Origin of the sequence: Pseudomonas sp. A-RE-19 (assembly GCF_019956555.1) — a bacterium.
GTDB lineage: Bacteria > Pseudomonadota > Gammaproteobacteria > Pseudomonadales > Pseudomonadaceae > Aquipseudomonas.
Map to the genome: position 1 here is coordinate 39,779 of NZ_JAHBDQ010000016.1, position 17,829 is coordinate 57,607.

The 17,829-nt window shown below is 59.3% G+C and carries 15 protein-coding genes; 11 read left to right on the plus strand and 4 right to left on the minus strand.

Features of this window, described 5'->3' with window-relative positions; genetic code table 11:
- Positions 1-39: 39 nt before the first annotated feature.
- Positions 40-312, plus strand: a complete 273-nt coding sequence (locus tag KGB14_RS12285; protein WP_223486930.1) for a DUF4242 domain-containing protein — start codon at positions 40-42, stop codon at positions 310-312.
- A 28-nt stretch (positions 313-340) separates the two neighbouring features.
- Positions 341-1,153, plus strand: coding sequence for a class I SAM-dependent methyltransferase (locus KGB14_RS12290; protein WP_223486932.1), 813 nt, complete (start codon positions 341-343; stop codon positions 1,151-1,153).
- A gap of 141 nt (positions 1,154-1,294) precedes the next feature.
- Here the strand turns inward: KGB14_RS12290 and KGB14_RS12295 are convergent, their stop codons facing one another.
- From KGB14_RS12295 to KGB14_RS12310, 4 genes are all read right to left on the minus strand, one after another.
- Positions 1,295-2,221, minus strand: a complete 927-nt coding sequence (locus tag KGB14_RS12295) for a universal stress protein (protein ID WP_223486934.1) — start codon at positions 2,219-2,221, stop codon at positions 1,295-1,297.
- Between the two features lie 309 nt (positions 2,222-2,530).
- Complete coding sequence (locus KGB14_RS12300) at positions 2,531-2,917, minus strand: DUF488 domain-containing protein (protein ID WP_223486936.1); 387 nt, start codon at positions 2,915-2,917, stop codon at positions 2,531-2,533.
- A gap of 11 nt (positions 2,918-2,928) precedes the next feature.
- On the minus strand, positions 2,929-3,651 hold the full coding sequence (gene pcsA / locus KGB14_RS12305; protein WP_223487042.1) for a phosphatidylcholine synthase: 723 nt from the start codon (positions 3,649-3,651) through the stop codon (positions 2,929-2,931).
- A 213-nt stretch (positions 3,652-3,864) separates the two neighbouring features.
- Positions 3,865-4,236: a VOC family protein gene (locus KGB14_RS12310; RefSeq protein WP_223486938.1), complete on the minus strand. Its 372-nt coding sequence runs from the start codon at positions 4,234-4,236 to the stop codon at positions 3,865-3,867.
- Positions 4,237-4,951: 715 nt separating this feature from the next.
- Here KGB14_RS12310 and KGB14_RS12315 point away from each other — a divergent pair.
- The 9 genes from KGB14_RS12315 (at position 4,952) to ligD (ending at position 17,815) form a co-directional block, all read left to right on the plus strand.
- Entirely contained in the window at positions 4,952-6,001 is a 1,050-nt protein-coding gene (locus KGB14_RS12315) for a hypothetical protein (RefSeq protein ID WP_223486940.1), read from the plus strand.
- A gap of 177 nt (positions 6,002-6,178) precedes the next feature.
- Positions 6,179-8,224, plus strand: coding sequence for an iron-containing redox enzyme family protein (locus tag KGB14_RS12320; protein ID WP_223486942.1), 2,046 nt, complete (start codon positions 6,179-6,181; stop codon positions 8,222-8,224).
- Positions 8,221-10,062 (plus strand): carbamoyltransferase, encoded by a 1,842-nt coding sequence (locus KGB14_RS12325; protein WP_223486944.1) that lies wholly within the window; start codon positions 8,221-8,223, stop codon positions 10,060-10,062. Before KGB14_RS12320 ends, KGB14_RS12325 begins: the two co-directional genes overlap by 4 nt.
- 141 nt (positions 10,063-10,203) lie before the next feature.
- Positions 10,204-11,160 (plus strand): TauD/TfdA family dioxygenase, encoded by a 957-nt coding sequence (locus KGB14_RS12330; protein WP_223486946.1) that lies wholly within the window; start codon positions 10,204-10,206, stop codon positions 11,158-11,160.
- Positions 11,161-11,204: 44 nt separating this feature from the next.
- Entirely contained in the window at positions 11,205-12,461 is a 1,257-nt protein-coding gene (locus KGB14_RS12335; RefSeq protein ID WP_223486948.1) for an ATP-grasp domain-containing protein, read from the plus strand.
- Complete coding sequence (locus KGB14_RS12340) at positions 12,458-13,654, plus strand: acetyl-CoA carboxylase biotin carboxylase subunit family protein (protein ID WP_223486950.1); 1,197 nt, start codon at positions 12,458-12,460, stop codon at positions 13,652-13,654. The genes KGB14_RS12335 and KGB14_RS12340 overlap by 4 nt, the downstream gene beginning before the upstream one ends.
- On the plus strand, positions 13,651-14,430 hold the full coding sequence (locus KGB14_RS12345) for an SDR family oxidoreductase (RefSeq protein WP_223486952.1): 780 nt from the start codon (positions 13,651-13,653) through the stop codon (positions 14,428-14,430). The genes KGB14_RS12340 and KGB14_RS12345 overlap by 4 nt, the downstream gene beginning before the upstream one ends.
- Positions 14,430-15,065 (plus strand): LysE family translocator, encoded by a 636-nt coding sequence (locus KGB14_RS12350; RefSeq protein WP_223486954.1) that lies wholly within the window; start codon positions 14,430-14,432, stop codon positions 15,063-15,065. The genes KGB14_RS12345 and KGB14_RS12350 overlap by 1 nt, the downstream gene beginning before the upstream one ends.
- Positions 15,066-15,217: 152 nt before the next feature.
- A complete protein-coding gene (gene ligD / locus KGB14_RS12355) occupies positions 15,218-17,815 on the plus strand; it encodes a DNA ligase D (RefSeq protein WP_223486956.1) in 2,598 nt (865 codons plus the stop codon).
- Positions 17,816-17,829: the final 14 nt, after the last annotated feature.

Consider the following 17,829-nt stretch of genomic DNA (forward strand, 5'->3'; position numbering starts at 1 on the left):
TGCCGACCCTGTCATCACCAACAAGAAAAGGAAGTTGCCATGCCAAAGTTCATCATTGAACGCAAGATTCCGGGTGCCGGTGCGCTGCCGCAACAGGAGCTCAAAGCGATTTCGCAAAAGTCCTGCGATGTGTTGCGGGGGATGGGGCCAGAAGTGCAATGGCTGCAGAGTTACGTCACCGGTGACAAGATTTACTGCGTGTACATCGCGCCGAACGAAGAACTCATCAGGGAGCACGCCAGGCAGGGCGGTTTTCCGGCTGACAGCGTTTCGCGAGTCATGAACATCATCGATCCCACCACGGCGGAGTGAGCCGGGACGCTGCAACGGAGCGGACTTCATGAGTACACCCATTGACCTCACTGCCCTGAAAAACCGTCAAATGACCTCGTGGGCCAGCGGTGACTACGCCGTGATCGGCACCACCTTACAGATTGTCGGTGAACAGCTGGCCGAAGCCTGTGACTTGCTCTGTGATGAGCAGGTGCTGGACGTCGCCGCCGGCAACGGTAATGCAACACTCGCGGCCGCGCGCCGGGGCTGCAAGGTCACCTCCACCGACTATGTGGCCAAGCTGCTTGAGCGCGGTGAAGATCGCGCACGGGCGGAACACCTGAACGTGACCTTTCAGGTGGCCGATGCCGAGAACCTGCCGTTCGAGGATGCCAGTTTCGATGCCGTGCTTTCGACCTTCGGCGTGATGTTTACACCGGACCAGCCCAAGGCTGCGGCGGAACTGGCGCGGGTGTGTCGCCCTGGTGGCAGGATCGGCCTCGCCAACTGGACGCCTGAAGGCTTCGTCGGCCAGATGTTCAAGACCCTGGGCCGCCATATGCCGCCACCCATGGGCGCCCAACCACCGTCGAACTGGGGCTCCGAAGCCTGGTTGCATTCACAGTTCGATCAGCGCGACTTTGTACTCCAGGTGACACGGCGGTTGTTCAACTTCCGCTATCGCTCGGCCGCCCATTTCATCGACATCTTTCGCACCTGGTATGGCCCGGTTCACAAGGTCTTTGCGACCTTGCCACCGGAAGGAGCCGCAGCCCTTGAAAATGACCTGACTGAACTGCTCAATCGCCTGAACCGAGCGGGGGAGCGGTCACTGGTGGTGCCGAGTGAATACCTGGAGGTGGTGATTACCCGGCGTTGAGTCAACAACGCCGCAAAACCCTTGTGGGAGCGAGCCTGCTCGCGATAGCGGACCTTCAGTCAACATGAATGTTGAATGTAAGTCCCTCATCGCGAGCAGGCTCGCTCCCACAAAGGTAAGTGTAAAATTTACCCTGCCCCTTCACTCATCCAGCCGCTCGGTGTACACCACCCACACACTGCACGGCATTTTGTACAGCAGGTGTTCCACTGTGCTGCCGATCAACCGGCCCATACCGCGATGGCCGATCCGGCCCATGACAATCACGTCGGTGTCATAGGTGTCGGCATAGCGGGTCAGCACCCTGGTCGGGCTGCCCATGATCATGTGCCGTTGTTCCGGGGCGATGCCGTTGCGCTCGGCCAGTTCGTTGAACGCCGCTTCCTGAGCATCGAACAGGGTCTTGTTCTTGCCCGAAGAGAAAAAGGTCGAGCCATTATCGAAGCCGAATTCGTCTGCGCTGATGGATGAAAGGTCATAGGCGTAGACCAGATCAAGCTCGGCATTACAGGCGCTCGCCAGTTTCGACGCTTCGTGCAGAATCCGGTCGTTGAAGCTTTTGTAGTGATCATCACGATGGAACGGATCGACCGCCGCGACGATCTTGCGCGGCAAGGCGTGGGTGGCGTGGCTGACGAAATGCAGCGGCACCGGGCATTCACGCAGCAAATGCACATCGAGAGGGGTGAACAGCAGCCGCGACAGCCGCGATGGGTGTTCCAGCGCCTTGATCAGCACATCCATCGGCTGCTCTTTGAGGTGAATCAGGATTTCTTCCAGCGGATTTTCGACCCAAACCACCTCGGTGGTGACGTGCACACCGATCTTGCGCAAGGGACGGGCCTGTTCCTCAAGCCACTGGCGGTGGCGCTCGACATATCCGATACGCATCTGTTCCAGGGCCTTTTCGTTGACCATGCCGGCAGTCGCCAGGCCTTCCAGGTAGTCGAAGGCCACGATATGCAGGGCCGCGTCCTCGGCCTTGGCCAGCAGCGCGGCCCGGTCGAAGGCGGGGCTGTGTTCCATCAGGGGTGAGACGACCAGCATGAAACGTGCTTGACCAGACATGACAAACCTCCCATGGGTACGAGCAGGCAGCGATCTCGATGACTGCGGGAGAGCGACTGTGCACTCGACGTGTGGTCATTCGATAGCCATTCAATCCCCTAAGTATTGACCATGATCAACCTCTCGTCCGCAAGGCCGGTGCGGGTTGAAGGTCGTGCTGAACTCAAGGGCTGAGGTGTCACGCCGCAGTTCTAATGTGGGAGCGGGCTTGCTCGCGAAATCGGAGTGTCAGGTAACATTTCTATCGACTGGCGGACCGCCTTCGCGAGCAAGCCCGCTCCCACAGGGGATTAGTGGTGTTGGTTTTATCTAAACAACCTTCGCACCCCGCGTCTCCAGCAATTCCCGTAAGACGGAACGGTGGCAATGCGCCTCGTTTTCGCAATAGCACCCCACGGCCAGCGACGTTTGATGGGAGAGGGCGGCCAGCAGATCCAGCAATTGGCTGGGCGCGGGATGGTTCATCTCGGCCTTGAACTTGCGTTTGAAGCTCTCCCAGGCTTTGGCATTCTCAGCCGCTTTGGCTTCGGCCACCAATTCAGGGCTGGGAGACAGCAGCGGTTGCCACACATCGTAAAAATCCCGGCTGGCAAATTCAGCCTTCGGTACACCGCGGGGCGGGCGGCGTACCGTGCCCAGGCGCAGGCCTTCATTCTCCGAGCGGGGTGTGCCGAGTTGCACGATATGGATGGGCATGATCGCAGTGCCTATTTGAGCCGGGAGCCGTCGAACCATTCCAGCGCGGTGCGCCAGATGCAAATCCCCAGGAAGTAAGCCGACATCAACAGCCAAAGCCCCATCACCAGCGGGTTGATGGCCGGATGGTTGACCACCAGCGACAAGCTGCACAACAACCAGATGGCTGTCACGGCAATGTTGATCGGCATGAAACGGCGCACACGGAACGGGTGCAGAAATTTCATCCGGGTCACGGTCAGCAGTGCCAGGCCGATGACGGCGAGTAAGGTGATCCACGGCGACGGGTCGATGATGTACAGGCATAGTGCGACCACGTTCCACGCGGCGGGGAAGCCCTGGAAGTAGTTGTCTTTGCTCTTCATGTTGACATTGCAGAAGCAGAACAGCGACGACACCAGAATCAGCGACACGGTCAGTAGCAGGGTGTAGTCCGGCAACGGAATGTAGCGGTAGATGAACAGGGCGGGAATAAATACGTAGGTCAGGTAGTCGATCACCAGATCGAGGATCGATCCATCAAAACTCGGCAGCACCGACTGTACATTGACCTTGCGCGCCAGCGCGCCGTCCAGTCCGTCGACGATCAGCGCCACGCCCAGCCACAGCAGGCAGTTGGTGGGCTGGTTCTCCAGCAAGGCGAGGGTCGCGAGGAAGGCTGTGACCACGCCCGTGGCGGTAAAACCATGGGCGCCCCATGCTTTTAGCCTGGCAATGTGTACGGTGGATATCACGGGGGCGTTCTCCAAAAAGTGAAGCATGCCGGTTACCACCCGTCGTTTTGAGGGTGTCGGCAAACCGGGTCGGGTTGAGGTATCGACCGGATTTTCGGGAATAAGGTTCACCACCTTTGAATCTTAGCCGCCGCGCAAAAAAATACCCCGGAAATATCCGGGGCAAGAATTGAAGCGTTGCACGCCTGTGCCCGACCGATGTCGGGACGGCCTTCAGTTCAGCGAGGGGTGGAACACGCGCAGCCGATGGTTATCCGGGTCAAGCGCCACGAAGGTACGACCGAAGTCGAGTTCTGTCGGTGCGTGCACCATGGTCAGCCCAAGGGCGCTCCAATCGGCAAACAGCGCATCGACCTGTTCGGCGGACTCCACCGGGAACGCCAGCTCGGTCCCGCCGCCGGTCGTTTCCACTGCTGGTTCGGCGGTGTGCCGTGACCAGAGCCCCAGTTTGTAGCCGCCCTCCAGGACAAACAGCGCGAAGGTCGGCGACTCCTCCACAGGCTTGCGCTCCAGCAAAAACTCATAGAACCGTGCACTGACGGCGGGGTTTTCCACGAAAAGCAAAATATAACGGGGAGTGATCATAGGGCTGCTCCATTCAAGGTGGGTGCAGCATAAAAGGAGGCGGTGTCAGTTTCCGTCAGGAGTGTGAACGGGCAGGGCAACAGCCAGACGGCGCTGGCGTAATGTCTGGCGAGAGCTATCGTTGCCTGACTGAATTTATGCCCCATTATTGAGGATATCGTCATGAACACCTGCGATCTGCTCGAACAATAGTGGCTTCCGTAAATGCTGTATGCATGAGTGACCGGGCATTCATAAGGTTTGTTGATTTGCTCGCCCTTTCATGAATATTTTTCCATACAGACGAAATGCAGTACTTTCGCATTGACATTTTGGATCCAATGCCTAGAATCGATCGCACGTGTCCCCTCTGAGGGGCAAAAAAAAGAATAAAAGTAAAAGGACGATACAATGCATGGATGCTCTCCGTATCACCGTATTGCAGTCTGCAATACCTTCATATTGCACCTCGCAACAGTCCCAGCTGAAATTCCCCCCTCGTCGCATCGCGATGTGTATTTTATCGCTCGCATACGGTTTTAAATAATTTCGATCTCATGCCTCTAACAGTTTGGGTTGGTAATGGCCAAAACTTATGATGCGTGCTTTGCCATGGGTCGTTATTGGTGTTCGCATTTTCGATATTAAAACATTCGAAATGAATGATGCCGTTCGCCCCGAAAAAGTTTGGCTGATCAAATGGAATTCTGAATCTCGCTAAAGGAGAGGCTTGGCCATGTTTAAAAGACGCAAGCGCATCGCATTGGATGATCCCAATCTGGAGCGTGTGAAGTTGACACCTCAGATGCTCACCTACGATCAATTTGCCAGTCGCAGTCGTTCCCAGTACCTGCCTTATGTGATGGGTTTCAATGCCGCCGACTACCGTTCGGAATCGATCAATACCGATCGGCTCGGATTTCGCCTGGCCCATGATGCACAAGGTCGGCCGATCAGTGTCGGCACTCTGGAGGCCAGCGCGCTGTCAGAGGTGAATTTGCTGGTCGGGGCCTCGTCAGCCTTGGGTTACGGGGCTTCCAGCGATGCCGCCTCGGTAGCGAGCCGCCTGTCCGCGCATGACCCAGACGGTACGCCGTGGCTGAATTTTGCGGGCCATACCTTTAATGCGACCCAGGAATTGATGCTGTTCATGTTGCATGCCCATCGGCTGCCCAAAGTGCGCCGGATCGTGATCATGGGCGGCTTCAATACGCTGGTCATGGCGCGTCTTCCCGAGTTCATTCGAGGTGATCTGCCGCCGTTCTATTTCTGCGGAGACTATTACGAAAAGTTTGATGAAATCGCTGAGGAGAATGGCGCAGAACTGCCGCCGGGCAAACTTCCAAAGTGGCCGGCCGAAACGACCGACGTTCCGCCGATTTCGCAAACTCTGGCACGCGCCACACAAGATACCCTGAATTGTCTGACTAACTGGAAACGACTCGCGGACTCTTTGGGTGCGGAACTTACGTTTGTTCTCCAGCCCCTGGCGACTTGGGTAAGAACACCGTGCGCCGAAGAGCAGAAACTGTTCGATGAACTTGATCGAATTTCCCGATTTGGCACTTGGCAGCACTTATATGGCGACATATCCGTTCCCGCCGTCGCGGAATATTACGCTGACAGTCTGGATAATGCTTGTCATGACTTGGGTATTCGATTTGCCTGCCTGGTCGATGATTTTAGAGAACGTCCGGGCGATGAATGGCTATACGTTGATCGCGCGCACTTTACCGACCTTGGCAGTGATGTTGTAGCACACGCCATTCATCGATACCTGCAGTGAAAGTTTAGGAGGCTTTATGTTCAAGCGGATTCGTAATGCACTTGGCTCTTTGTTCAAGAAAAAGAAAAAAGCCAAGAAGAAAAACAATTCCTCCATCTATCCAATGCACTGATGAAGACTAATAGACAAATCTTTTCCAGTTTCCTCGGGGCAGAGACCGGGGGAGAGGCCAGGCGCATGTTCACGCCGGTCAGCCTGCGCACTTGCCTGGATGCGGTGCATGGGACGGACTTGGCAGACGTCGACTTCACCAGCGCGACGGCTTTGGCGGGGCTGGCGAGCGTTGCGTGCGAACGGCTTGGGCCATTGCGCGATGGATTCCGAAGGTTGGCACAGGCAATCGAGACGAACGAAGCCGATGCCCAGGCGCTGCGTGCCAAGGCGGCGCTGGAGTCGGCACCCTTTCTGATCGGCAGCCAGCACCTGATTCATGGGGTGTGTGGTAGCTGGAATAATGAAGCGCGCCATGCCATGGCAGCGCTGCGTATTCATGCGGCGGATGTGGGGGCCGGTCAGCCGGGGGCCAGTCGTATCCAGCGCTACCAGGAATTGCTGCGTCAGCATGCGCTGGCAGATGCTGGCGAAGATCTCCTGCGAGCGGTGGCCGACCCGAGGATTTCGGATGGAGCCTTCAACTTTGCCTCGACCCTGGTCGTATTGGGGCATTTCCCGGAGTCGCTGACGGCGCAGATCCTGGGGATCAACCTTTACCTGCGCCATTGCGGGCTGCTGCCCTCGTTCGAGTTCATCACCCGCAATGAGCCATCCGCCCGCCAATTTCTCGATCTGCGTCGTGATCCCGCCGGTAGTACCGACGATCTAGCGGTGCTCGCCGAAATGGCTGTCCGGGAATTTCTCTTGCCAATGGGAGCGGCCGGAAACGATGGGGTACGCCAGGGCTACCTGTGGGCGCGCTGGCAGGCCGAGGAGATGAGCGAAGCGCTGCTCGATGTGCTTGAGCGCTGGCTCGATCCGAGAGAGGCGGCACGCCACCTGATCAGCCGACGTCGACTGGATGCTTGCCAGTACCATGACAAGACACAGCTCAATAAGGTGCCGATGAAGCCCTTGCTCGCGGTCGACGACTCCTTGAAGTTCCTCGACCATCTTGCCGCCAGCGCCTACGTGCGAACGGGCAAGCCGGAATCGAGCCCACTGCTCAACAGCCTGATTTCGCCGCGGGGCAAGATGTTCCGAATCTTCAGTCGCGACGACATTGCCATTCTTCACCGCTGGATCTCCAGCTTGCCTTACTCCGATGCGCCCAGGCAGCCCGCGGCTTTCCAGGTATGGAAAGACGACGGCACACTCGCCGGGGCGCTTCGCGAGGACGCTGAAACCCAAGCGTTGGTCGCCAGATTCAGTCCACGAGAAGCCTACCCGCGCCTGTTGCGCATGGAGCTCACGCCGTCAGAGGAATCCTATGCCGGTCACTACGTGAAGAGCTGGCTGGCCAGGGCCGCCCATGGCGTCGCCAAGGGGCATTGCTCGTTGCCAGAGCAGTGGGCGCCCGGTGTCCTGCAGCAGTGGTTGCAGGGCCAGCATGAAGCGTCCAACCAAGCGCTGGAGGAGGGCGAAGAGCTGCCGTCTCGCGACGAGGTAGTTGCCGATATCCTGTCCTTGGCGCCACTGACGATGATCGACGGGGCTTGGCTGGCCGGGTTCGCCCACCCGGCGGTAGCCTCCACGGCGTACGGCAGCCGACTGTTCGAAACGCTTTTCGATGAGTTGGGCAACGGAATCGAGGCGCAGAACCATCCCGTCATCTACCGCCATCTGCTCAAGGCAGTACATGGCGAGTTGCCGGCCACTGCCGACCCCGGATACGCCAACGCAGCTTGCTTCAACGACGAGAACTTCGAACTGCCCGTGTTCTGGTTGTCAATCGGGCGATATCCCCAAACCTACTGCCCGGAGATTCTCGGGCTGAACCTGGCGATGGAGTTATCCGGTGTCGGTGGCGGTTATCGGCGTACCCACAAGGCGTTGGTTGCCTACGGCTATCCGACGATGTTCGTCGATTTGCACAACTCCATCGACAACATTTCCACCGGGCATACGGCATGGGCTGCCGCGAGTCTGGATACCTACCTTTGCGCATTTTCTCGAAGTGACCGTGATGAACTTTGGGCGCGCGTCCGTAACGGATTCGTCGCGCTGAATCCACCCAGGGAGCAAACAATGCTGGATAAGTTTCGCGAAAAAGTGAGGTCGCTACTATGACGATTACGCTTGGCATTTCTGCCTTTTATCATGACAGCGCGGCCACTCTGGTGGTGGACGGCAAGATCGTCGCCGCTGCCCAGGAAGAGCGTTTCAGCCGGATTCGACATGACCCGGGTTTTCCGTGCAGGGCCATTGAGTACGTCCTGAAATACGCAGGTATACACCTGGCCGATGTCGACCATGTCGCCTATTACGAAGACCCGGCGCTCAAGTTCCGGCGGGTGCTCTCGACGGCAGCCGTGGCCGGGTTTTCGGCAGCGCGCACCTATGCACCGGTGCTTGGCGAATGGCTATCAACCAAGCGCCGAATGGACCGTGAAGTCGTGCGTCATCTCCAAGCGATGGGAGACCGGGACGGTCGCCGAATCGAAGTGCATGGCCACCATGAGTCCCACGCGGCATCGGCGTTCTTCCCCAGTCCGTTCAAGAGCGCCGCGATCCTGTGTATCGACAGTGTCGGCGAATGGGCGACGACCACTCTCTGGCACGGCAAGCCAGAAGGCATCAAGCTGGTCGCAGAGTTGTCCTTCCCCCATTCGCTGGGCCTGGTCTACTCGGCCTTCACCTATTTCTGCGGCTTCAAGGTGGACTCTGGCGAATACAAACTCATGGGGCTTGCGCCTTATGGCAAGCCTCTCTACGTCGACACGATCCTCTCGCATCTGATCGATGTGAAGCCCGATGGCAGCTTCAGACTCGACTGGACCAAGTTCGAGTTCATCAAGGGCCAAGTCATGACGGGCGATGCCTTCGAGCAGCTATTCGGTGGCCCCCGGCGCTTGCCCGAGGCACCCCTGACCGAGCGCGAGTTCGATTTGGCGGCATCGGTGCAGAAAGTCACGGAGATAGTCGTTTCGCGCCTGGCCAAGACTGCCCATGAGCTCACGGGCGAGACATCGCTATGCATGGCCGGGGGCGTTGCCCTCAACTGCGTAGCCAACGGTGTGATCTCGCGTGAGCGAACGTTCGACCGACTGTGGGTGCAACCGGCGGCTGGGGATGCGGGTGGCTCGCTGGGCGCCGCGCTGCTGACTGACCGCAAACATCGCAGGGTAGCAAGCCGCGAACTGCCTGCTGACGTCCGTGATGGCATGAGCGGCGCATTGCTTGGGCCGGAGTACAGTGAGGAGCAGATCAGGGACGAACTGGAAGCCTGCGGCGCTGTTTTTCACAGGCTGTCGCAGGACGAGCTCGACCAGCGGGTGATCACCAGCATAGAGAACGGCGGGGTCATCGGCTGGTTCCAGGGGCGAATGGAGTTCGGTCCACGATCACTTGGCAGCCGTTCGATCCTGGGTGATCCGCGCCGCTCGGACACCCAGTCAAACATGAACCTGCGCATCAAGTTTCGCGAGTCCTTCCGCCCCTTCGCGCCCGTGGTGCTTGAGGAAAAAGCGGCTGACTACTTCGACATCGTGGAAGAAAGCCCCTACATGCTGGTGGTCTCGCCGATTGCAAAGCTCATTCGCAAGACGATCCCACAGGAGAGTGCGCGGCTTACCGGCATCGACTTGCTCAAGTTGGTGCGTAGCGATCTGCCCGCCATTACCCACGTGGACTTCTCGGCAAGGGTGCAGACCGTGGACCGGGAGCGCAACCCGCGGTTCCGGGCGCTGCTTGAACACTTCTACCAGCGTTCAGGGTGTCCGGTACTGGTCAATACCTCGTTCAACGTGCGTGGTGAGCCCATTGTGAACACGCCGTTCGAAGCTTATCGCTGCTTCATGCGCACCCACATGGATGTGCTGGCGATTGGCGACTTCTACCTCGATAAATCAGAGCAGCCTCAGTTTGAGGAAGCGGTCGACTGGCGCGAGACAGTACCGCTGGATTAACGATTTCATACACTAGGGAAGGTGCACTATGGATTATGTTTTGCTCTACCTGATCCTGCCGCTGGGGATGTTCATCCGGCGAACCAAAGCGTTCGCCCATCGGCCGGACCCCAAGGTCACCTCATACCTGAACCGCAAATCATGAGCCTCATGGCCATAGATGTTCAGGAGGCTTCGTTGGTACAGGTGATGGTCGTCAATGATCCCGACCTGACCGGGCTGAAGGACTGTCGCGTGAGGTTGGCCGAAACGCCGCACTGCGCTGACAGTGTGGGAGCCGTCGGCGGGGATTGGCTCGGCAGAGTGTTGGGCCGGGATATCGTCGAGGCGATTCGCGCATTTCCTGCCAGCCCGCACAAAGCGCTGCTCATCAGAGGCATTTCGCTCTCTACGGACGTCGCGACGCCGCGCAATGGTTTTCTGCCCAATGCCGAGTGCGTTCTTGATTTTGATCTGCTGCACTTTGGCATGCTGCGGCTGCTGGATGTCAGACCGCATGCCGTCGAGTATGAAAACTTCGGCAAGCTGGTCAGAAACGTCGTTCCGGTTCCGGAGGCCGCGGGCACCACGAGTTCCTGGGGCGCGGATGTGGAGTTTTTCTGGCACACCGACAACCCCAACTGGCCCTTCGCCGATCAAAGCCGAAATGTCGCGACCTCCGTGCCGAACTTCCTGGCCTTTACCGCCGTGCGCAACTTTGAAGGCGCCTCCACCGACATTGTTTGTGTGGATCATGTCCTTTCACAGCTGCCCACCTGGGCGATCGCCCAGTTGCAGAAGGCTGCCTACACCTTTGGTGCCCCCGCCTCCAACGAGGGCTTCGATGGCGAGGCGAGGGTGCTGCCGGTGCTGGAGCAGGACGCTGGCGGTTATCGCTTGCGCTTTGACGATGGCATCGTGGCCGCGCTCGACCTGGACAGCGAAAAGGCTCTTGCGCTCCTGCGCCAGTGCCTGCGTGATGCCCAGGGTATAGAGGTGGTGCTGCAGCCAGGCGACTTCTTCATTTTCAAAAATGCCCGCGTGCTGCACCGACGCAAGGCGTTCCAGCCTTTGCTCAACGGCAAGGCGCGCTGGCTGCGTAGGGTGTACGGCAGTTGATCCTTTGCTTCAAAAAACCATCCCAATAGACATGGAGTTTATGCATGAACAAGCGTATCGCAGTAGTCGGTGGCCGCCCCGCGCCAATCCACGGTGCCAAAGAACTGGGCATCGACGTCGTACTGGTGCATCAAGAGGGTGACTACGAGCAGGCTATCCTCGCCCATTGCGAACAGGTGGTGCATGCCAGGCTTGACGACGCCGAGGCCATTATCAAGGTTCTCGAGCCCCTGCACCGCGAACGTCCGTTCGATCGCATCATTACCACCACCGAAGTGGCGGGCGAGTCGACGGGCAAGGTGGTCGATCACTTCGGCCTGACCGGGGTTTCCTATAAGACTGCGCGCCTGCTCAAGGACAAAGTGGCCATGCGCGAGTTGCTGGTCGAGCACAACCTGAGCCCGGTAGCTTATCGCCATGTCACCAGTGCGCAGGATGCAATCACGTTCGTCAAAGCGCATGGCAAGTCGGTTCTCAAACCCGCCGAAGGCGTAGCCAGCCTGCATATCCATCCCTGCGATGACGAAGCCTCCGCTGCCAAGGCCTGGCAGGCGCTTCAGGATGCCGACGTCAAGCACATTATCATCGAGGAGTACCTGGAAGGGCCGGTCGTCAGCGTCGACTCCTTCTCGTTCAAGGGACGCCACCTGCCGATTGGTTACTCCCAATACCGCATGAACGACAAATACGTTGAGTGGGAGGTCAGCACGCCGAGCACCGAGGCCAGGAAATGGCTGAGCGAGCTGAAGGATATGACCTGCCGCCTGCTCGACGCCGTAGAGCTGGAGGAAGGTCCTTCCCACAGCGAGTTCGTGCTGACCCCGAAAGGTCCTCGTGTACTCGAATCCCACGCTCGCCTGGCGGGCTCGGGCGCCCCCGAACTGGTGCGGCGTGCGTTCGGCCTGGACCTGAACCGCATGTTCCTTACTGTGCCACTGGGTATCGACACCCTGCCGGATGTGTCGCCCGAGCCGAAGGCCGGTGCCGCGATCCAGTTCTTCGTACCGACGCCTGGCAAGGTCAGAAAGGTCGAGCTCGATCTCAAGCCTGACGTCGATGTGCGCCATACCAGGCCCGGCGAGACGCCACTGGTGTTCCTGCCGTTCCTGTTCGAACTGGGTGATGCCGAGCGTGCCGTCGTCATCCAGAAGCATGAGGGCGACAAGATTCCGCCGCTCGACACCGTTGCCGACTGCGTTTCAGGGTATGTCCTGGCAACAGGCGTCTCGCGCGAGGACGCTGTTCGGATCGGCGACGAACTGGTGGAAGCGGTTCACTTCATCGTGGACCCCACGGCATGAGATATGTCCTCTGCTTGCACCGTTGGGTCGGCTGCCAAGCGCTCTACGACCGATACGAACTGCCTGCAGGAATGCAAATTCGGGCGATCTGCACGCCCGAATCCCGCGCGTCCCTGCCGAGCGAGCGTCTGGCGTCAAGCTCGACGCTCGCCTCGCTGGACGATGCCGAGGCGGTCATGGTTGAGGCTGAGCGCTTGGTCGAGCTGCATGGCGTTCCAGCGCTGGTGGTTGCCCTTAACGAGGGCGACCTGCTCAATGCGGCTTCTATCCGCGAGCGATGGCAGGTACCGGGAGATCTTGTCGCTTGGACCGAGCGGTTCCGCGACAAGCTCACGATGCTGGAGGTCGCTGGTCGGCAAACGTCAATCGGCGTGCTGCCTGCCTCGGCCGCCGATGCTCGCGATGCTGTCGAGCGACTGGCGGCCGAACACGGCTATCCGCTGGTGCTCAAGCCGCGCTATGGCACGGCGAGTCGCGGCGTGAAATTTCTTCGCGGCCCGGAGGATCTTGAGCAGATCCGGCAGGCAACGGAGCCGATGATGGTCCAGGCTTACTGCGCGGCCCCCATCCTGCACGTAGACGGTTGGTGGGATGGGCAACGGATTGTGGTGGTCACGGCGTCGCGTTATGTGAATAGCTGTGCCGATTTCGGTCCGGACAGCCCGCTGGGTAGCATCGAGCTCGAGGAGGGCGACGACGAACAGCGGATTGCGGGGCGCGTCGAGCAACTGCTGGCAGCCTTCGCGCCTGAGCGGGAAATCGTCTTCCACCTCGAACTGTTCGACCTGGATGACCAATTGCTCTTTCTGGAAATCGGTGCCCGGGTCGGTGGCGCCGAAATCCCATTCCTCTGGCGAGAGGTGAGGGATATCGACCTGCTGGGGATCGCGTGGGAACTCCAGACCGGGGCGTCTACCCGCTACAGGGACCTTGCGCGCAGCCTTAGCAAGGAGGGCAGGCCACTGCATCGCGAGCGGGGGGCATGGGTGATCGCCCGCCGCAACAGCTCGCCGCGCGATGGTTTGGGTACCTTGTACTGGGCTCAGCCGCAGAACCTGGATCGCTTCGCCAGCGGTGTTTATGAGGGCGCTGGCACCCGACTTCGCCTGCGCAGCTTCGATCGTCCCGCGTTGGTACGAGACGTGGGAACGATCTTCGAACATTTATCCGAGTCATGGGGCGCTCAATCTTGAAAACAGCAGTTGTTACGGGTGCCAGCAGTGGCATTGGCGAGGCATGCAGCCGTACCTTGGCCAGTCGTGGCTGGCGGGTATTTCTCGTGGCGCGCAGGGGGGATCGGCTTGAGCGGATTGCCGGCGAAACCGGCGGCCACGCCATTGTGCTGGATGTGACGCAAGCGCGAGAGGAGGACTTGGTGCAGATTTGCGAGTGCGATCTGCTAGTGAACTGTGCGGGCGGTGCGATCGGCCTGGATGCGGTAGACAGGGCCAGTGCCGAGGATTGGACTAACATGTTCAACAGCAACGTACTTGGGACTTTGCGGATGACCCAGCTGATGTTGCCTCGGCTCATTGCATCCCAAGGGGTGATCGTCAATATTACCTCTACGGCTGCGCTGGCCAGTTATGAGGGGGGAGGCGGCTATTGCGCGGCCAAGGGTGCTCAGCGCGCGCTGACCCAGTCCTTGCGACTGGAGATGAAGGGTGTACCGGTGCGCATCACCGAGGTGCTCCCCGGCATGGTGCATACGCCAGAGTTTTCCTTGAATCGTTTTCGCGGCGACGCCGAACGGGTCAGCGCCATCTACGAGGATGTCGACCGGCCTTTGAGCGCGGACGATGTCGCCCAGGTAGTGGCCTGGGTTGCCGATCAGCCCGCCCATGTCAATGTCGACGAAATCGTGGTTCGGCCAGTGGCACAGCGCGCTCAGCATGCGCTGTTCCGCGGCAGTCTCGGCTGGCTCGAACAGCGGGCCGAAAAATCCTCATTGAACGAAGGAGCACGCTAATGATGGCGCTGGAAAACCTGGCCGGTGTGGCCATCATCTCCTTGGGCATGGTGCTGACGCCGGGTCCCAACATGATTTACCTGACCTCGCGGGCGATTTCCCAGGGGCGGTTGGCCGGGATGATTTCGCTGGCGGGTGTGGCACTCGGCTTCGTGTGCTACCTGCTGGCTGCGGGACTGGGGCTGGCGGCCTTGTTCAAGGCGGTGCCGGTTGCCTACGATGTCGTCAGGATCGCCGGTGCATTCTATCTGGGCTATCTGGCCTGGAACATGTTAAAGCCCAAGGGGGCCTCGCCCTTCGAGGCGCGCGAACTGGCACCTCACTCGCCGAGACGGCTGTTCACCATGGGGCTGGTGACGAACCTGCTGAATCCGAAGATTGCGTTGATGTATTCCGCGCTCATTCCCCAGTTCATCGACCCTTCCGCAGGGTCTACCTTCCAGCAATTCGTCCAGATGGGGCTGGTACAGATCGGCATCGCCGTCACAGTGAACGGCATGATCGTCCTCGCCGCCTCCAGGGTCAGTGGATTCCTGGCCAAGCGACCCACGGCCATGCGCACTCAACGCTGGGTGTCCGGGACTGTCCTGGGCGTTTTCGCGGTCGATATCCTGCTGCGCAAACCGCTCACCTGATAAACGAACGAGTGTTACGCAAGCCCTGCAACGACAAGGCCCGACCAATGGTCGGGCCTTGTCTTTTTGCAAGACGACTGAACCTTCGCATACTCATCCGGGGTCTCACGACAATAACGGTTTGATTCAGTCATAAACCCGTGGAGGGCGCCATGGACAAGCCGCTCGAAAAGTACAACAGCATGAGGGACTTCGAAAAAAGTCCCGAGCCCGCCAGTGTTTCCAAATCCGCTAAAGGCAGACGACAAGGCAAAGCACATGCGTTGCAGTACTGCATTCAGAAACATGACGCCTCGCACCTGCACTATGACTTTCGCCTGGAACTCGATGGTGCGCTGAAAAGCTGGGCCGTCCCCAAAGGGCCGTCGCTGGACCCCAAAGTCAAACGCCTGGCCATCCACGTCGAAGACCATCCACTGGATTACGCCACGTTCGAGGGCACCATTCCTGAAGGGCACTACGGTGCCGGCGACGTAATCGTCTGGGACCGTGGGGTGTGGATTCCCCAGGACGATCCGGCCAAGGCGTACGCCAAGGGCCGGCTGAAATTCGAGCTGAAAGGCGAAAAGCTCGGCGGCCTGTGGAACCTCGTGCGCACGCACATGCCGGGTAAACAGGAACAGTGGTTTCTGATCAAACATCAGGACAGCGCCGCCAGACCCGACAGCGAATACGACGTGGTCGCCGCCGAACCTGACAGCGTGCTCAGCGACCGCACCATCGTGGAAAAAAAGCACGGCGCTGAAAAGCCCAAACCGATCAGAAAAGCCCCGGCCAAGACGCACAGGGAAAAGTCGCCACAACTGACGGGCGCACGTAAAGCGAAGCTGCCGGAGCTGCTCAAGCCTGAACTGGCGACGCTGGTCGAATCCGCGCCGAGCGGCGAATGGAGCTATGAGATCAAGTTCGATGGCTACCGGGTCATGACGCGCATTGACCACGACGAGGTCAAACTTTTCACCCGCAACGGCCACGACTGGACCCATAAATTGCCCGGTCAAGCCGAGGCACTGGCAGCGCTGGGCCTGGAATCGGCCTGGCTCGATGGCGAAATGGTGGTGGCCAACGAGCAGGGCGTTCCGGATTTTCAGGCGCTGCAAAACGCGTTCGATGCCGGCCGCAGTGGCAGCATCGTTTACTACCTGTTCGATTTGCCTTACCTCAACGGCGTGGACCTGCGCGAAGTGCCTGTCGAGGAGCGCAGGGCTGCGTTGGCGACCGTGCTCAAACCCAATAAAAATCCACTGTTGCGATTCTCCGACGCGTTCGACGAGTCCCCGGATGCCCTGCTCAACAGCGCCTGCGAAATGCAGATGGAAGGGTTGATCGGCAAGCGTCTGGGTTCGCTTTACGTGTCTCGACGTACCCGTGACTGGATCAAACTCAAGTGTAAGCATCGACAGGAATTCGTCGTGGTAGGCCTCACCGATCCCAAGGGCGCGCGCAGTGCCTTTGGCGCATTGCTGCTGGGTTTGCATGACCGTGACAGCGGCGAGTTACGTTATGCCGGCAAGGTCGGCACCGGGTTCAACGAGGCGACCCTCAAGCGCATTTACGAACGACTCAAGCCCTTGCAGACGAAAAAACCGTCGGTGGTCAATCCGCCTGGCGGTTTTGAAGCCAAAGGCGTGCATTGGCTCAAACCCACGCTGCTGGCGGAAGTGGCCTTTGCCGAAATGACCAAGGAAGGCTCCGTGCGCCATGCTGTGTTCCATGGGCTGCGTGACGACAAGCCTGCCGAAGCAATCACCGAGGAGCTGCCGAAAACCGTGAACACTTCAGCCTCGAAAACCTCAAAAACTGCCGACTCTAAAAGCGCCGCGCCAAAATCCGCGACGACGGTGGCTCCGTCGCAGATCGGCCTGGCCAGCGGCAAGGTGCGCATCACGCACCCGGACCGGGTGATCGATGCCAGCAGCGGCACCACCAAAATGCAACTGGCGCAGTACTACGCCAGCGTTGCCGAGTGGATCCTGCCGCAACTCAAGGACCGACCGGTGGCGCTGGTACGCGCGCCGGACGGCATCGCCGGTGAATTGTTCTTTCAAAAGAACGCCGAACGCCTGGCCATTCCGGGAATGACTACCCTGGACAAGGAACTCACGGGCCAACCGGTGATGATCATCAACAATGCCAAAGCCCTGATCGGTGCCGTGCAGATGAGCACGATAGAGCTGCACACCTGGAACGCCACCGCAGTCGATCTGGACAAACCCGACCGCTTCGTCCTCGACCTCGACCCGGACCCGGCGCTGCCCTGGAAGAGCATGATCGAAGCAACCCAGCTGACCCTCACGGTACTGGATGAACTGGGGCTCAAGACGTTTCTCAAAACCAGTGGCGGCAAGGGGATTCACCTGATCGTACCGCTGACCCGCAAACACGGCTGGGACGAGGTCAAGGACTTCAGCCACGCGATCGTCAGCCACATGGCCAAATTACTGCCAGATCGTTTTTCCGCGGTGTCCGGGCCGAAAAACCGTGTCGGGCGAATCTTCATCGATTACCTGCGTAACGGTCTGGGCGCCACGACTATTTGCGCCTACGCCGTGCGCAGCCGCGAAGGGCTGCCGGTGTCGATGCCGATCTTTCGGGAAGAGGTGGCCGAGCTCAAGGGCGCCAATCAATGGAATGTGCACAACGTGCATGAACGCCTGGCCGAGATCGGTGACGAGCCCTGGGCTGACCTGAAGAAAACCCGGCAGACGATTACCGCCGAAATGCGGCGACGGGTCGGGATGAAAAAGTAGTGAATCAGTAGAAG

Bases quoted from the DNA above. Each gene is read 5' to 3' on its own strand.
- KGB14_RS12320 (WP_223486942.1), top strand. From the start codon at position 6,179: ATGTTCACGCCGGTCAGCCTGCGCACTTGCCTGGATGCGGTGCATGGG.
- KGB14_RS12340 (WP_223486950.1), top strand. From the start codon at position 12,458: ATGAGATATGTCCTCTGCTTGCACCGTTGGGTCGGCTGCCAAGCGCTC.
- ligD (WP_223486956.1), top strand. From the start codon at position 15,218: ATGGACAAGCCGCTCGAAAAGTACAACAGCATGAGGGACTTCGAAAAA.
- KGB14_RS12325 (WP_223486944.1), top strand. From the start codon at position 8,221: ATGACGATTACGCTTGGCATTTCTGCCTTTTATCATGACAGCGCGGCC.
- KGB14_RS12295 (WP_223486934.1), bottom strand. From the start codon at position 2,221: ATGTCTGGTCAAGCACGTTTCATGCTGGTCGTCTCACCCCTGATGGAA.
- KGB14_RS12300 (WP_223486936.1), bottom strand. From the start codon at position 2,917: ATGCCCATCCATATCGTGCAACTCGGCACACCCCGCTCGGAGAATGAA.
- KGB14_RS12330 (WP_223486946.1), top strand. From the start codon at position 10,204: ATGAGCCTCATGGCCATAGATGTTCAGGAGGCTTCGTTGGTACAGGTG.
- KGB14_RS12310 (WP_223486938.1), bottom strand. From the start codon at position 4,236: ATGATCACTCCCCGTTATATTTTGCTTTTCGTGGAAAACCCCGCCGTC.
- KGB14_RS12350 (WP_223486954.1), top strand. From the start codon at position 14,430: ATGATGGCGCTGGAAAACCTGGCCGGTGTGGCCATCATCTCCTTGGGC.
- KGB14_RS12335 (WP_223486948.1), top strand. From the start codon at position 11,205: ATGAACAAGCGTATCGCAGTAGTCGGTGGCCGCCCCGCGCCAATCCAC.
- KGB14_RS12315 (WP_223486940.1), top strand. From the start codon at position 4,952: ATGTTTAAAAGACGCAAGCGCATCGCATTGGATGATCCCAATCTGGAG.
- KGB14_RS12285 (WP_223486930.1), top strand. From the start codon at position 40: ATGCCAAAGTTCATCATTGAACGCAAGATTCCGGGTGCCGGTGCGCTG.
- KGB14_RS12290 (WP_223486932.1), top strand. From the start codon at position 341: ATGAGTACACCCATTGACCTCACTGCCCTGAAAAACCGTCAAATGACC.